Here is a 14891-nt window from a genome sequence, read left to right on the forward strand (position 1 = left end):
CCAGCAACCCACCGGTTGGGCAGCTAACACAACACGGTAAACGTCAAATTTGAAAACGTCCATCTTCCACGCTGATTAGAGCGTGCCGCGTCGAAATCGCCGACGCGGCACGAGGTTACGGCATACAGTGCCGGAAGTCCTTTGTGGGGGAACGGGATCAGTCGGCAGAAACCGTCGTCGGCTTGAATTCGGGCCGCTGCGACTCGTACGCGGAGATCGCCTCGACTTCCCGCAGGGTGAGCCCGATGTCATCGAGTCCCTCCAGGAGCCGCCACCGGGTGTAATCGTCAATTGCGAAGGGCACCACCAGATCTCCCGCGGTGACGGTCTTGTCGGTGAGGCTCACCGTGATCTCCAGGCCGGGCTCGGCGTCGAGCCGCTTCCACAACAATTCGACGTCGGATTGCTCCACCTGAGCGGCGAGCAGGCCGGCCTTGCCGGAGTTTCCGCGGAAGATGTCGGCGAAGCGTGAGGAGATGACGACGCGAAATCCGAAGTCCATCAACGCCCACACAGCGTGTTCACGAGAAGAACCGGTTCCGAAGTCGGGTCCGGCGACGAGCACCGAACCCGCACTCCAGGGTTCGTTGTTGAGAATGAAGTCCGCATCCGTGCGCCAGCCGGCGAACAGACCGTCCTCGAATCCGGTCCGCGCAACGCGTTTGAGGAACACGGCGGGAATGATCTGGTCGGTGTCGATATTGCTGCGACGCAGCGGCACACCGATTCCGGTGTGGCTTTCGAAGGCTTCCATGATGAGTCCTAGCTTGTGGAGAGAGGGTCGGGGCGGACGATCTCAGGCGAGATCGGCAGGGGCGGAGAGCTTTCCGCGTACCGCGGTGGCGGCGGCAACGGCCGGTGAGACCAGGTGGGTACGGCCGCCCTTGCCCTGGCGTCCCTCGAAGTTGCGGTTCGAGGTCGACGCACAGCGGTCGCCGGGGTTGAGCTGGTCGGGGTTCATGCCCAGGCACATCGAGCAACCGGCCAGTCGCCATTCGGCGCCGGCGGCGGTGAAGATGTCGCCGAGCCCCTCGGTCTCCGCCTGCGCGCGCACCCGCATCGACCCGGGCACGATCATCATTCGCACCCCGTCGGAAACCTTGCGGCCCTTGAGAACATCGGCCACGACCCGCAGGTCTTCGATGCGGCCGTTGGTGCACGACCCGACGAACACGGTGTTGACCTCGACGTCGCGCAGCGGCGTGCCCGGCGTCAAATCCATGTACTCCAACGCCTTCCGCGCGGCCAGCGCGTCGGTCTCGTCAGCGATCGCGGCGGGGTCGGGTACCGCCGAGCCCAGCGGAGCGCCCTGCCCCGGGTTGGTACCCCAGGTGACGAACGGGGTGAGTGACGCGGCGTCGATGTGCACCTCGGCATCGAAGACGGCGCCGTCATCGGTCCGCAGGCTGTCCCAGTAGGCCACCGCGGCATCCCATTCGGCCCCCTGCGGCGCGTGCGGCCGGTCTTTGAGGAATTCATAGGTTATAGCGTCGGGCGCGATCATGCCTGCGCGTGCACCCGCTTCAATAGACATGTTGCACATGGTCATTCGGGCCTCCATCGACAGCTTCTCAATGGCCGGGCCGCGGTATTCCAGCACGTAGCCCTGTCCGCCGCCGGTACCGATCTGCGCGATCACCGCCAGGATGAGGTCCTTGCTGGAGACCCCAGGCGGCAGTTCGCCGTCGACGTTGATGGCCATGGTCTTGAAGGGGCGAAGCGAAAGCGTCTGTGTCGCAAGGACATGCTCCACCTCCGAGGTGCCGATGCCCATCGCCAGCGCGCCGAACGCGCCGTGCGTCGAGGTGTGGCTGTCGCCGCACACCACCGTCATGCCGGGCTGGGTGAGTCCGAGCTGCGGCCCGACGACGTGCACGATGCCCTGGTCGGCGTCGCCCATCGGATACAGCCGCACGCCGAATTCCTCACAGTTGCGCCGCAGGGTCTCCACCTGGGTGCGCGAGGTCAGGTCGGCGATCGGCTTGTCGATGTCGATCGTCGGGACGTTGTGATCCTCAGTGGCGATGGTCAGATCGGTGCGCCGCACCGGTCGACCGGCCAACCGCAGACCCTCGAACGCCTGCGGACTGGTGACCTCGTGGACGAGGTGCAGGTCGATGTAGATCAGGTCGGGGTTGCGCGCACCGGAGGCGTCGGCCTCGCCGGGCACGACGACGTGGTCGTCCCACACCTTCTCGGCGAGGGTGCGGGGTCGGCTGGAGCTGTTACTCATGAAGAAACGCACCTTGATAGTTCGGCAATCGGGTCACCGACACGAGCGGGCTGATGTCCGGCGGGATACCGCTATTCGGTCTTGGCATCTCACTATGTGGACAGCTAGTATCGGTCTATGGGATACAATACCGCATCGGCGCCGGTCAGCGGAATCGGCGTTTTGGATAAATCGATGGCCGTCGTTCGGGCCGTCGCGGATGCGCCGCGCAATCTCACCGAACTGTGCGAGGCCACCGAACTGCCCCGCGCGACCGCGCATCGCCTCGCCATCGGACTGGAGACGCACCGGATGCTGGCCCGCGACGCGGGCGGCCGGTGGATACCCGGTCCGGCGCTGGCCGAACTGTCGGCGTCGGCGACCGATCCCGTTACCGAGGCCGCGCTGATGGTGCTGCCGCGCCTGCGCGACATCACCGGCGAATCCGTGCAGGTGTATCGCCGGGAAGGCGCCGAGCGGGTGTGCGTCGCCGCGATGGAACCGGCGACCGGTCTGCGCGACACCGTGCCCGTCGGCAGTCGACTGCCGATGAACGCCGGTTCGGCCGCCAAGGTCCTGCTCGCGTGGGCGGAGACGTCGACTCAACGAGCGCTGCTGCCCGACAGCACCTTCGGCGAGCGCGCCCTCGTCGAGATCCGGCGTCGCGGATGGGCGCAGAGCGCCGGTGAGCGGGCAGCGGGTGTCGCGAGCGTGTCGGCCCCGGTCCGCGACGCGGACGGCGAGGTGGTGGCCGCGATCTCGGTGTCCGGGCCTATCGACCGGATCGGCCGACGCCCCGGCGCCCGGTGGGCGGCCGACCTCGTGGCGGCGGCGGACGCCATTCACAAGAGGCTCTCGTCGCCGCATTGACCCGCGCCGGTAATGTGCGGCTATGGGAGCAAATCAACGCAATCAGATCGTCATGTCCGACGACGAGATCACCGAATTCCTCACGCGCAGCCGCACCGCGACACTCGCGACGACCGGACTCACCGGACGAATCCATCTCGTCGCGATGTGGTACGGCCTCATCGACGGCGAATTGTGGTTCGAGACAAAGGCGAAGTCGCAGAAAGCGGTCAATCTGCGTCGCAATCCGCAGGTGTCGGTGAGCGTCGAAGACGGCCTCACCTACGACAAATTGCGCGGCGTCGCGATCGAGGGCACGGCCGAGATCTACGACGACCCCGACACCTGCCTGCGCGCGGGCATCAGCGTGTGGGAACGCTACAACGGGCCCTACAGCGACGATCTCAAGCCCGCCGTCGAGCAGATGATGAACAAGCGCGTCGCTGTTCGCGTTGTGCCGCAACGGGTTCGGTCGTGGGATCATCGCAAACTGGGCCTGCCGGAACTGCCGCTCGCCGGATCCACGGCGCAGTACCTGTGAGACTCACGGCTCGCTGAGTTCGACCGACTCGGAAATGAGAAAGGTCCCTCCCGAAATCTCGGGAGGGACCTTTTCGTTGTAGCCCCGACGGGATTCGAACCCGCGCTACCGCCTTGAGAGGGCGGCGTCCTAGGCCGCTAGACGACGGGGCCAAGGAACTTCCTTTTGCTCGCACTACCTTACGGCATCGCAAACAACTGGTGTTCGCTGGGGTACCAGGACTCGAACCTAGAATGGCGGTACCAGAAACCGCTGTGTTGCCAATTACACCATACCCCATGGGATAACCCCTTCTCGGTCGTCAGTTCGCGTTCCTGACGCCCTCGATTGGGCCGAGAAAGAGGTTATCACCACCACCGGGTAAAAGCACAAACGTTGAGGTCAGGCTATATTTTCGGTCGATTTCTTCGGGTGGGGTTGCTGCGACGCTCCCTCCGCCGGTTGAGCCGACAGGAGCGCCAGCGACGAGCGAGTCGAAACCACGGTGACACAGCCGATTTCGCGCATCGCGCCGGTCTTCGCATCGTCGTGGATTCTCGGCGTCAGTTGCGTGGTTTCGACTCGCTACGCTCGCTCAACCAACGGGGAAGGCGGTTTCGACTCGCTACGCTCGCTCAACCAGCGGCGGGCAGCCGTCCCCGCACAGCGTCAGGCCTGGGCGGCCACCTCTGCGGCGGAACGCAGACGGGCCAGGCTGCGCTCGCGGCCGAGCAGTTCCATCGACTCGAACAACGGCGGCGAGACCTGCGATCCGGTAACGCCGACGCGCACCGGTCCGAAGGCCTTGCGCGGCTTGAGTTCCAGACCGTCGATCAGCGCGGTCTTGAGCGCCTCCTCGATGGCCGGCGTGGTCCAGTCGGCAACGGCGTCGAGCGCGGCGACGGTCGCGTCGAGCACCGGCTTGGCGTCGGCCCCGAGATTCTTGGCGGCGGCCTTCTCGTCGACGACGAAGTCGGCGTCGTCGACGAAGAGGAACGAAACGAGCCCCCAGGCGTCGTCGAGTACCTGGATTCGGGTCTGCACCAGGTCGGCCAGCGTGGTGAACATCGCGTCGTCGAGCGGCTCGCTGAGGTACCCGCGATCGAAGAAGAACTTCTTGAGCCGGGCGGTGAAGTCGTCGAGTTCGAGTCGCCGGATGTGCTCGGCGTTGATCGCGTCGGCCTTCTTCTGGTCGAAGCGCGCGGGATTCGAATTCACTTGCCGCACATCGAAAGCCGCGACCATCTCGTCGATCGAGAAGATGTCGTTGTCGCCGCCGATGCCCCAGCCGAGCAGTGCCAGGTAGTTGAGCAGACCCTCCGGAATGAACCCGCGGTCGCGGTGGTGGAACAGGTTGGACTGCGGGTCACGCTTGGAGAGCTTCTTATTGCCCTCCCCCATCACGAACGGCAGGTGGGCGAACTCAGGCACGGACTCGGCGACGCCGATGCGGATCAGCGCCTGATAGAGCGCGATCTGTCGCGGGGTCGACGAGAGGAGGTCCTCGCCGCGCAACACGTGTGTGATTTTCATCATGGCGTCGTCGACCGGATTGACCAGCGTGTAGAGCGGATCGCCCGAGGCACGCGTCAGCGCGTAGTCGGGCACGGTGCCCGCCTTGGCGGTGATGGTGCCGCGGACGAGGTCGTCCCAGACGATGTCCTGGGCCGGCATACGAAGGCGCACAACGGGTTTGCGACCCTCGGCCAGATATGCGGCTCGCTGCTCGGCGGTGAGGTCGCGGTCGAAGTTGTCATAGCCCAGTTTCGGATCGCGGCCGGCTGCCTTGTGCCGGGCTTCGACCTCCTCCGGAGTGGAGAACGCCTCATACGCCTCGCCCGCCTCAAGGAGCTTAGCCACGACGTCGCGGTGGATGTCGCGTCGCTGCGACTGCCGGTAGGGCCCGTACGGTCCGCCGACCTCGGGCCCCTCGTCCCAATTCAGGCCGAGCCAGCGCAGGGCGTCGAGGATCGCCTGGTAGGACTCCTCGCTGTCGCGAGCGGCGTCGGTGTCCTCGATGCGGAAGACGAAGGTGCCTCCGGTGTGACGGGCCTGCGCGAAGTTGAACAGTGCGGTGCGGACGAGGCCGACGTGCGGGGTGCCGGTCGGTGATGGGCAGAAACGGACGCGTACTGCAGAAGTCATGGGGTAAACGGTAGCCGCGCGTGCACGACAAACTCAAAATCCCCCCGAACTCGGACAATCCACCGTCACGAGGGGGAATTATCCGAGTTCAGCGGGATTTGTGCGAGACGGACGGACTTCTTAGGTCACGCTCGCGAGGTAGTCGAGCAGCAGCTTGTTCACCGCCGCCGGCTGCTCCAGATACCCGAAGTGTCCGGCCTTCTCCACCTGTTCGTATTTCGCGCCGGGAATGGCGTCGGCGACCTCGCGTGCGAGATGTACCGGCAGCGTGCGGTCGTCGGCGAACCCGATCACGAGCGCGGGCGTGGAGATCGCCCGATAGGCGTCGAGACGATTGGGTTCAGCGTTGTGGAGCTCGAATTGCGCGCGCACGCCAGGCGTCACGGTCTGCGGCGAGTAGCCGATGATGTCGAGCCAGTCGCGCGCGGAGCGGTCGTCGGCGAGCGTGTGCGGCGAGAGGTTGAGGTGCGCGGTGATCGCCGCCTCGTACTCCTTGGGCAGTGTGATCTTGTTGTCGTAGAGCGCCCGCTCACCCACCGAAATCGCTTCCTGCAGCGGCGTCGTACGGCCGTAGGTCGCGATCATCACGGCCGCCTTCACCACATCCGGGCGCGCGAGCGCGAGTTCCTGGGTGATCCGCGCACCGAGCGACGTCCCGACGACGACGGCGGGTCCGCCACCGACGTGTTCGATGAGTGCCGCGGTGTCGGCGACCATGTCGTCGAGGGTGAAACCGTCGGCGCACTCCGACGTCGGGGCGATGCCGCGGTTGTCGAAAGTGACGACGCGGTAACCGGCCCGTACGAGCGCCGGTTGCTGATTGGCCTTCCACACGCGGCCGGGGCTGCCGGTGCCCATCACCATCACGACGAGCTGACCGGTGCCGCCGGAGTCCTCGTAGGAGATCTCGATGCCGTTGAGGCGGGCGGTCTTCGGGAGATTTCTCACCGCATGTCGACTCATTGCTTGTCCACCACCGGATTGCTCAGTGTCCCAATACCTTCCACGGTGACCGACACCCGCTGACCGGCCGTCATCGGCCCAACGCCCGACGGCGTGCCGGTGAGGATGACGTCGCCCGGCAACAGCGTCATCACGGCGGAGATCCATTCGACGACGGCCCCGACGTCGTGCAGCATCAGCGAGGTGCGCGACTGCTGTTTGACGACGCCGTCGAGCTCGGTGCGGATCTCGACGTCGGAGACGTCGGCGTCGGTGGTGATCCACGGTCCGAGCGGGCAGAACGTGTCGTACCCCTTCGCGCGGGTCCACTGGCCGTCGGCGGCCTGTTGATCGCGCGCGGTAACGTCGTTGGCGACGGTGTAGCCCAGGATCACGTCCTTCGCCTGAGCCGCTTTGACGTCCTTGCAGGGGCGGCCGATGACGACGGCGAGTTCGCCTTCGTAGTCGACTCGCTCCGACGACGGCGGGCGAACGATGGGCACCTCGGGCCCGATGATCGACGTGTTGGGCTTGATGAAGATGACGGGATCGGCCACCTTGATCGTCGTTCCGTCGGGGGCCACCCCACCCATCTCCTCGATGTGCGCCGCATAGTTCTTGCCGATGCAGATCACCTTGCTCGCCAGGATCGGCGCGAGCACGCGCACGTCGGCGAGGGGCCAGCTACGGCCGGTGAACGTCGGATTTCCAAAGGGATGCTCGGCGATTTCCCGAACGGTTTCTGCACCTTGTTCGCCCTCGACGGCGACGAAGGCGACACCGTCGGGGCTCGCTACTCGACCTAAACGCATGGCTAGAGCCTATCCCAGATGCCGGGACGCGCATGGACACGGGGTCGGCTCGTGTTCTAACATTTGGAATTGTCATCCCAATATTTGAGACTGCCGCGCATGCGGCCCCATCCGGGAGGTGAACGTGACCATCGCTACAGTTCCCCGCGAGATCGGAACAGCACGACGTTGGAGCATCCTGGGGGCGTCGACGCTCGCCGCGCTGTCGACCGCGTGCGTCGTCAATGGCGGCGCCTTCCTGATTCCCGAACTGCAGCGCTCGACGGGCATCGGTCTGCCGAGTGCGTCACTGTTGGCGATGATGGCCTCGATCGGGTTGATGATCACGACGATCCCGTGGGGCGCGGCGCTGGATCGCTACGGAGAGCGCAGCATCCTGCTGCTGTCCCTGGGCGGGACCGTCGCCGCGACGACGGGAACCGTTGTCGCGGCCGCGTTCTCAGCGCCCACGTGGCTGTTGGGCGCGACTCTGCTGCTCGCCGGCGCGAGCGCGGCGTCGACGAACGGCGCGGGCGGGCGGATCGTCGTCGGCTGGTTTCCGGCTGCGCAGCGCGGCACCGCGATGGGCATCCGGCAGATGGCGCAGCCGCTGGGCGTCGGGGTCAGCGCGATGACGGTTCCGGTGCTCGCACAGCACGTCGGGCTGGCCGCGGGCACCGCGGTGTTCCCGATCCTGGCGACGATCGCGCTGGCGGTGACCGCGCTGGTGATCATCGACCCTCCGCATCCCGCGGGCGCCTCGGCCGCTGCGGCGCCCAACCCGTACCGGCACAGCGACTTTCTGTGGCGGGTGCACGGCGTCAGCGTGCTGCTGGTGATACCGCAGATGGCGTTGTGGACGTTCGTGCCGGTGTGGCTGATGGTGGATCGCGGTTGGGCCCCGGCGACGGCGGGCGTGCTGGTGACGGTGACGCAAATCGTTGGGGCGCTTGGCCGTATCGCCGCGGGACGGTGGTCTGATCAGTGGGGTTCGCGGATGCGGCCGATCCGCATCATCGCCGCGGCGGCAGCGACCGCGACGATCCTGCTGGCCGTGACCGACGCCTTCAACTCCCCCGTGGCCATCGCGATCATGGTCGCCGCGTCGATCATCACCGTCGCGGACAACGGTCTCGCATTCACCTCGGTCGCCGAATTCGCGGGGCCGTCGTGGAGCGGGCGTGCACTGGCTTTCCAGAACACCGCACAGTATCTGGCGGGCTCGGCCGCGGTGCCGCTGATCGCGACGACCATCGACGGCGTCGGCTACCCGATCGCGTTTGCCGTCACCGCGATCGCGCCGCTGATCGCGTTGCCGTTGGTGCCGAGGGATCCGCGGTAGGTATGTGGCCGCAAACCCTGCACTATCCACCATTTTCAGCCATCAGTGGGTGGTGGGGAAGGCAGATAGTGCAGGGTTTGTAAAGATCACGCGGACCGACGACGCCGGGCGAGCGCCGGATTGGGCCGAGACGGCGGCGGGGTGGGAAGCCCGATCGCCCGCATCTGCGCGACGATCCGAGAGACCACCCGACCAGCTTTCAAATCCGCCCACGTCCAGCGCACCACGATGATCCCGAGGTCCTGCAGTCTGCCTTCTCGCCTCTTTTCGCGCCGGATCACGTCCTGCGCATCCTCCCCAGGCTGCAGATACTTGAGGTACTTGCCGAGGCCGTCGAACTCGCCTACCATCGCGATCGCTCCGTTCTCATCGACCCAGTCGTAGTCGGTGCGGGCGATGAACGTCCCAGCGTCGTCGAACACCTCATGCTGCAACCGGGGAACGACGAGGCCGCCTTCGATCATCTGCGCACGCCCCCACGATTCGCCTGCGTTCTCCGACAACGGATCGGCAAAGGTCAACGCCCGCCGGGCGACGCCGACGCCGGTGCGCGGTTGCGCGCCATACGCTTGCATCACGGTTCGGTCGCCCCCGGTGCGCAATGCCGAGTCGAATGCGGCCAGCGCCGCCGGGAATCCCGACGTCGACGTGCGCGCGACGTCGAACGCGGTGCGTTCGCGACTGGTCACCCACAGACCGTCGACCTGCACGATGTCGTCCGGCGTCAAGGGGCCCGGATGCACGTGTCGGCGCGTGCGTTTGTATCCGACGTCGGAGGTCGCCGAGGTGAGATGAAGCCGACTGAGATCGGCATCGAGCATCGATAGTCCGTGCACGACACCCGCCGACGCGTGACTGACCGCGACAGCAGGAGAGGTGGTCGCCGCCATCACCTCGAATCGATGCTGTGCCTCGGGAGTCCGCTCGGCGGGGACAGCGTATACACCGGACGCGATCCAGTCGAGGTCTCCCTTAGCTGCTGCCCGTTGAAGTTGCTGGGGACTGAAACCGAGTGACAGTGCGGTATCGGCGCGGATGTAACCGTCGCCGTCGATCGGAAATGGATGCATGTCTCTTAGACGCAGCACGGCCCCGTTTAGATCCACCTGCCCGCAAACCCTGCAAAATACATCGTTCCCAGCACCTGAGAGGTGCTGGGAACGATAGATAGTGCAGGGTTTGCGCCCCTATTACAGGCGTGCTCGGATGCTCTCGCCCACCTCGGTGGTCGAGCGGGCGGCGTCGCCACGCTCGGCGAGATCGGCCACGACTGCGGCCTCGACGCGACCGGCCTCGACCGTTTTGCCCAAGTGGCGCAACAACATCGCGGTCGACAGGATCGTCGCGGTCGGGTCGGCCTTGTTCTGGCCGGCGATGTCGGGAGCAGAGCCGTGGACCGGCTCGAACATCGACGGATTGGTGCCGGTCGCGTCGATGTTACCCGACGCCGCCAGACCGATGCCGCCGCCGATAGCCGCGGCGATGTCGGTGATGATGTCGCCGAACAGGTTGTCGGTGACGATCACGTCGAAGCGGCCCGGATCGGTGACCAGGTAGATGGTCGCGGCATCGACGTGGCAGTAATCGGTTGTCACGTCAGGGAATTCGGGCGCGACCTCGTCGACGGTGCGCTGCCACAACGACCCGGCGAACGTCAGCACGTTGGTCTTGTGGACCAGCGTGAGCTTCTTACGGCGAGCCGATGCGCGCTGGAAAGCGTTGCGCACCACACGTTCTACCCCGTAGCGGGTGTTGACGCTTACCTCGGTGGCCACCTCGTGCGGTGTGCCGATACGCAGAGCGCCGCCGTTGCCGGTGTAGGGCCCCTCGGTTCCCTCGCGGACCACGACGAAGTCGATCTCCGGATTTCCGGCGAGCGGCGACGTCACGCCGTCGTAGCGCTTGGACGGGCGCAGGTTGACGTGGTGGTCGAGCGCGAAGCGCATCTTGAGCAGCAAGCCACGTTCGAGGACGCCCGACGGCACGGTCCGCGGGTCGCCGATGGCGCCCAGCAGGATCGCGTCGTGCTCACGCAGCGATTCGAGGTCGGCGTCGGTCAGCAGCTCACCGTTGCGCAGGTAGCGGCGGGCGCCGAGGTCGTAGTCGGTGGTCTCGACGTCGGGCACCACCGCCCGCAGCACCGCGAGTGCCTCGTCGACGACCTCCGGTCCGATGCCGTCTCCGGCGATGACGGCGAGCTTCAGCGATGTTGTCATGACAGATCCACCTGTGCGATCAGAGTTGCGGAGACGGCCTCGCCGACCGCGGCGACCACGTCGTCGGCCACGACGTCGTCGACACGCAGCAGCACGGTGGCGCCGTCACCCTCGGCGTCCTGCGACAGACCGGCGGCCAGGATGTCGACCCCGGCGTTGCCGAGCGCCGTACCGATCTTGCCCAGCGAGCCCGGCTGATCGGCGTAGCTGACGATGAGGTTGTTGCCCTCGGCGCGCAGGTCGAAGTTACGGCCGTTGATGTTGACGATCTTCTCCACCTGCCGGGGGCCGCTGACGGTGCCGGCCACGTTGTGCACGGTGCCGTCGGCCAGGACTGCCTTGACGTCCACGACGCTGCGGTGGTTGGGGCTCTCGGTGGCGGTGGTGACCTCGCTGGTCACGCCCCGCTCCTGCGCCACCGCGGGAGCGTTGACGAAGGTGATCGGGTCGTCCAGCACGGCCGAGAACAGACCGCGCAGCGCGGACAGGCCCAGCACCTCGACGTTGCTCGACGCCAGCTCGCCGCGGACGTCGACGACGATCGACGCCGGGACCTCCGGGCTGATCACGCCGATGAGCACGCCGAGCTTGCGCGCGACCTCCAACCACGGTGCTACCTCGTCGTCGACGGCGCCACCGGTGATGTTCACGGCGTCGGGGACGAAGTGGCCGGCCAGCGCCAGGCGCACGCTCTTGGCGACGTCGGTGCCGGCGCGGTCCTGCGCTTCGCTGGTCGACGCTCCGAGGTGCGGCGTCACGACGACCTGCGGGAGGTCGAACAGCGGCGAGTCGGTGCACGGTTCGGTGGAGAACACGTCGAGACCCGCACCCCGGACCTGACCGGAGGTGATGGCGTCGGCGAGTGCCTGCTCGTCGACGAGTCCACCGCGCGCGGCGTTGACGATGACGACGCCTTTCTTGGTGCGCGCCAGCTGATCCGCGCCGATCAGCCCGAGGGTCTCCGGAGTCTTGGGCAGGTGCACGGTGATGAAGTCGGCGCGCTCGAGCAGTTCGTCGAGCGTGACGAGCTCGATGCCCAACTGCGCGGCGCGCGCGGCCGAGACATAGGGATCGTAGGCGATGATCTTGGTCTCGAACGCGGCCATCCGTGCGGCCACCAGCTGACCGATGCGGCCCAGTCCGACGACGCCGACGGTCTTGTCGAAGATCTCGACACCGTTGAACGACGACCGCTTCCAGGTGTGCTCACGCAGGGTGGCGTCGGCGGCCGGGATCTGGCGCGAGGCCGCCATCAGCAGTGCGACGGCGTGTTCGGCAGCGGTGTGGATGTTCGACGTCGGAGCGTTGACCACCATCACGCCGCGCTCGGTGGCGGCGGGGACGTCGACGTTGTCGAGGCCGACGCCGGCCCTCGCGATGATCTTCAGCTTCGGTCCGGCCGCCAGGACCTCGGCATCGACGGTGGTGGCCGAGCGTACGAGGATCGCGTCCGCGTCGGCGACGGCTTCAAGCAGTTTGGGACGGTCGGGACCGTCCACCCACCGCACCTCGACGTCGTCGCCCAGGGCGTCCACGGTCGAAGGTGCCAATTTGTCGGCGATCAGAACAACTGGACGTCCAGCTGAGGTCACGATTAAACTCCCGCATTCGGTGTCGACTAAGTCTTCGGCAGCGACCCGACGGCGCACCCGAGCGACGCGCAGTCTGCTGCCGCGATCAGTCTAGATGGCGCGGACGCGGCGCCTGCAGCCGGTCACCTGCTGATATGCGCACGTGATGAGGCGTCCGATTAGGCACAAGACATTTCAGCGGGTACGTTGTGACGAGCATTACTGACATCACAGATTGGTTGCGGCTGGGGGCCGACTGGATTCCGCAGCATCGATCTCTCAGACTAGGCCGGTACGGTGACGGTGTTTGTGTTGCCCGGTACCTCGATGACTTGGAGACTGAATGATTAGGAAGCTGTCTGCGCTGTTCGCCATCATGGCGGCGACCGTGCTGGCCGGCTGGGGTGCCGGCGGAGCGGTCGCGGCACCCGCGAAGGCATTTATCGGCGGTGGCTCAGGCATTTTGGTCCTCAAGGGCGGCAACAGCGCCGCGGCGTGCACCCTGACCACGATCGGCCACTCCAAGACCGGCAAGCTCATCGGCATCACCGCCGGCCACTGCGGTACCCCCGGCCAGCGGGTGTACTCCGAGACCTACCAGAACCGTGGTCAGATCGGCACGGTGACCTACTCGGCCAGCGATCTCGACATGGCGATCATCGCCTTCGACCCCGCCAAGGTCGTGCCGCTGCGCACGGTGCACGGGGTCACGATCCGTGCGATCGACCCGCGGGCAGCGTCGTTCCCGACCATCGCCTGCAAAGAAGGCCGTACCACCGGCAACACCTGTGGCATCGTCTGGTTCTCCGAGGACACCGCTCACTACAGCCAGATCTGCGTGGTGGAGGGCGATTCCGGTAGCCCGGTGGTCGTCGGCGACCGCCTCATCGGAATGGTGAACGCCTACTACTTCACCTCGTGCATCGGACCCGAGACCGGCACCAACATCGAGCCGATCCTCGCTCGGGTGCGCTCGCTGCCGGCCTACGGCGGATACACCCCGATCTAGGGCATTCCTGCCGCACAACGTTTTTCATCGCGCCCCGGACGACTCGTCCGGGGCGCGGTGCTTTCGGTCGGTTCATGCGGCCAGTCGCAGGCACACTGCGACGGCGAGCAGTCCCAGCGCGCCGACGTCGACGACGGCCACCACTCGAAGTCGCCGGTTCGCCGCTCCGCCGAAGACCAATGCGGCGTAACTGATCATCGATACCGCTCCCCCGATCATCGCGGCGTCGCGCAACGGCTCGATGAACGCGCCCGCGGTCAGTGCGGCGCCGACGAGGAACAGCAGTACCGCTCGGTGACGCAACAACGTCGCGACGTCGCGGTCACCGGCGTCGACCCCGTACGCCCGTCCGATCGCGCCGGGGACCACCGCGGCGAGTCCCGGTACCGCATTGATCAGCCCGACGATCACCAACAGCACTGTCAAGGTCATGTTCACGGCGGCTCCTGCGAGATGTCCGGCCCACTCGAGCCCGGTTTCGTGGAATCATCGCCGATGTGACGGTCGCCCCGCTTCCGGAAACCGACGATCCTGCCGCTGTCGTGTGGCTGTGGGCGGGTCATGCCTTGTACGTCGGCCCCTCCCTTGCGCTGCAACCACATTCGACGGCGGTCAGCGTTATGGTGACGGGAGTCGGCGCCGACGTCGAGGTCCGCGCGGCGGGCCACACCTGCGTCGGTCGGACGGTGTTGATCCCACCCCGAACGATCCACCGGGTCAGCACCGCGTCGACGGTCGCGTTCTGCTACTTCGACGCCGGGTCGCGGCGCGTGCAGCGCTGCCGGGACGCGATGTCACAGATCGAGGGGCCGCTGGCGCTCCACCACGTGCGCGAGAAAGAAATTCTGCGAACATTGCGCGCGTCCCCGATCGATCCGGTCACGGTACTCGACGTCGCCGCGGGAGCGGACTCGATCGCAGACGAGCGCATCGCGCAAGCCACCGCGTCATTGCGAGCACACCCCGGTCACGACTACTCCGCCGCAGATCTGGCGGCGCAGGTGCATCTGTCGACGTCACGCTTCCTTCAGCTGTTCGCCGCACACACCGGCACCAGCTTCCGGCGCTATCGTCTGTGGACACGGATGTGCCGGGTCGGCGAGAGCATCGCGAAAGGCGGGGATCTGACGACCGCCGCCGTCGACGCCGGGTTCGCGAGTCCGTCACATTTCAGCGACACGTTCCACGCGATGTTCGGATTGTCGGCGTCGACGTTGCTGGCGTCGGGAGCGACGCTGGTCGTCGGCGACTGACCCCGGCCGCCGGGACCGACGACAACGGCGCCGCCGGGACA

14 protein-coding genes and 2 tRNA genes are annotated in these 14891 nt (G+C 66.5%); 5 read left to right on the forward strand and 11 right to left on the reverse strand.

Translation table 11 applies throughout. The features are described 5' to 3' along the window. Window positions 1–157: 157 nt before the first annotated feature. Entirely contained in the window at window positions 158–754 is a 597-nt protein-coding gene (gene leuD / locus HH308_RS08960; RefSeq protein WP_170193840.1) for a 3-isopropylmalate dehydratase small subunit, read from the reverse strand. A gap of 42 nt (window positions 755–796) precedes the next feature. After that, on the reverse strand, window positions 797–2233 hold the full coding sequence (leuC, locus tag HH308_RS08965) for a 3-isopropylmalate dehydratase large subunit (RefSeq protein ID WP_170193841.1): 1437 nt from the start codon (window positions 2231–2233) through the stop codon (window positions 797–799). A 117-nt stretch (window positions 2234–2350) separates the two neighbouring features. On the opposite strand from leuC, the gene HH308_RS08970 reads away from it, so the two are divergent. Together HH308_RS08970 and HH308_RS08975 are read left to right on the forward strand one after the other, a co-directional pair. Then, window positions 2351–3082 carry an IclR family transcriptional regulator gene (locus HH308_RS08970; RefSeq protein ID WP_170193842.1) on the forward strand — a complete coding sequence of 244 codons (732 nt, stop codon included), beginning with the start codon at window positions 2351–2353 and terminating at the stop codon, window positions 3080–3082. Window positions 3083–3104: 22 nt separating this feature from the next. Next, the gene (locus HH308_RS08975; protein WP_170193843.1) at window positions 3105–3602 is read left to right on the forward strand and encodes a pyridoxamine 5'-phosphate oxidase family protein; all 498 of its coding nucleotides are present in this window, start codon (window positions 3105–3107) and stop codon (window positions 3600–3602) included. Window positions 3603–3681: 79 nt separating this feature from the next. Here HH308_RS08975 and HH308_RS08980 read toward each other — a convergent pair. The 5 genes from HH308_RS08980 to HH308_RS09000 all read right to left on the reverse strand — a co-directional run bounded on the left by HH308_RS08980 (window position 3682) and on the right by HH308_RS09000 (window position 7480). Beyond that, a tRNA-Glu gene (locus HH308_RS08980) sits at window positions 3682–3754 on the reverse strand. Between the two features lie 55 nt (window positions 3755–3809). After that, window positions 3810–3881: transfer RNA gene (locus tag HH308_RS08985), tRNA-Gln, on the reverse strand. Between the two features lie 369 nt (window positions 3882–4250). Next, complete coding sequence (gene gltX / locus HH308_RS08990; protein ID WP_170193844.1) at window positions 4251–5726, reverse strand: glutamate--tRNA ligase; 1476 nt, start codon at window positions 5724–5726, stop codon at window positions 4251–4253. Window positions 5727–5846: 120 nt separating this feature from the next. Then, complete coding sequence (locus HH308_RS08995; protein WP_312870491.1) at window positions 5847–6674, reverse strand: alpha/beta fold hydrolase; 828 nt, start codon at window positions 6672–6674, stop codon at window positions 5847–5849. 11 nt (window positions 6675–6685) lie between these two features. Further along, window positions 6686–7480, reverse strand: coding sequence for a fumarylacetoacetate hydrolase family protein (locus HH308_RS09000; RefSeq protein ID WP_170193846.1), 795 nt, complete (start codon window positions 7478–7480; stop codon window positions 6686–6688). Between the two features lie 124 nt (window positions 7481–7604). Between HH308_RS09000 and HH308_RS09005 the strand changes: the two genes are divergently transcribed. Next, entirely contained in the window at window positions 7605–8801 is a 1197-nt protein-coding gene (locus tag HH308_RS09005) for an MFS transporter (RefSeq protein WP_170193847.1), read from the forward strand. 86 nt (window positions 8802–8887) lie between these two features. Here the strand turns inward: HH308_RS09005 and HH308_RS09010 are convergent, their stop codons facing one another. From HH308_RS09010 to serA, 3 genes are all read right to left on the reverse strand, one after another. Further along, window positions 8888–9871, reverse strand: a complete 984-nt coding sequence (locus HH308_RS09010; protein ID WP_170193848.1) for a type IV toxin-antitoxin system AbiEi family antitoxin domain-containing protein — start codon at window positions 9869–9871, stop codon at window positions 8888–8890. Window positions 9872–9991: 120 nt separating this feature from the next. Continuing rightward, the gene (locus HH308_RS09015; protein ID WP_170193914.1) at window positions 9992–11005 is read right to left on the reverse strand and encodes a 3-isopropylmalate dehydrogenase; all 1014 of its coding nucleotides are present in this window, start codon (window positions 11003–11005) and stop codon (window positions 9992–9994) included. 8 nt (window positions 11006–11013) lie between these two features. Further along, window positions 11014–12609: a phosphoglycerate dehydrogenase gene (gene serA / locus HH308_RS09020; RefSeq protein WP_170193849.1), complete on the reverse strand. Its 1596-nt coding sequence runs from the start codon at window positions 12607–12609 to the stop codon at window positions 11014–11016. A gap of 322 nt (window positions 12610–12931) precedes the next feature. Here serA and HH308_RS09025 point away from each other — a divergent pair, with 322 nt between their 5' ends. Then, window positions 12932–13597 carry a chymotrypsin family serine protease gene (locus tag HH308_RS09025; protein WP_170193850.1) on the forward strand — a complete coding sequence of 222 codons (666 nt, stop codon included), beginning with the start codon at window positions 12932–12934 and terminating at the stop codon, window positions 13595–13597. 72 nt (window positions 13598–13669) lie between these two features. Here HH308_RS09025 and HH308_RS09030 read toward each other — a convergent pair whose 3' ends face one another. Continuing rightward, on the reverse strand, window positions 13670–14029 hold the full coding sequence (locus HH308_RS09030; protein WP_170193851.1) for a phosphopantetheine adenylyltransferase: 360 nt from the start codon (window positions 14027–14029) through the stop codon (window positions 13670–13672). Between the two features lie 65 nt (window positions 14030–14094). Between HH308_RS09030 and HH308_RS09035 the strand changes: the two genes are divergently transcribed. Next, a complete protein-coding gene (locus HH308_RS09035) occupies window positions 14095–14850 on the forward strand; it encodes an AraC family transcriptional regulator (protein ID WP_312870493.1) in 756 nt (251 codons plus the stop codon). Window positions 14851–14891: the final 41 nt, after the last annotated feature.

It is taken from the genome of Gordonia asplenii, assembly GCF_012933505.1.
Classification (GTDB): Bacteria; Actinomycetota; Actinomycetes; order Mycobacteriales; family Mycobacteriaceae; genus Gordonia; species Gordonia asplenii.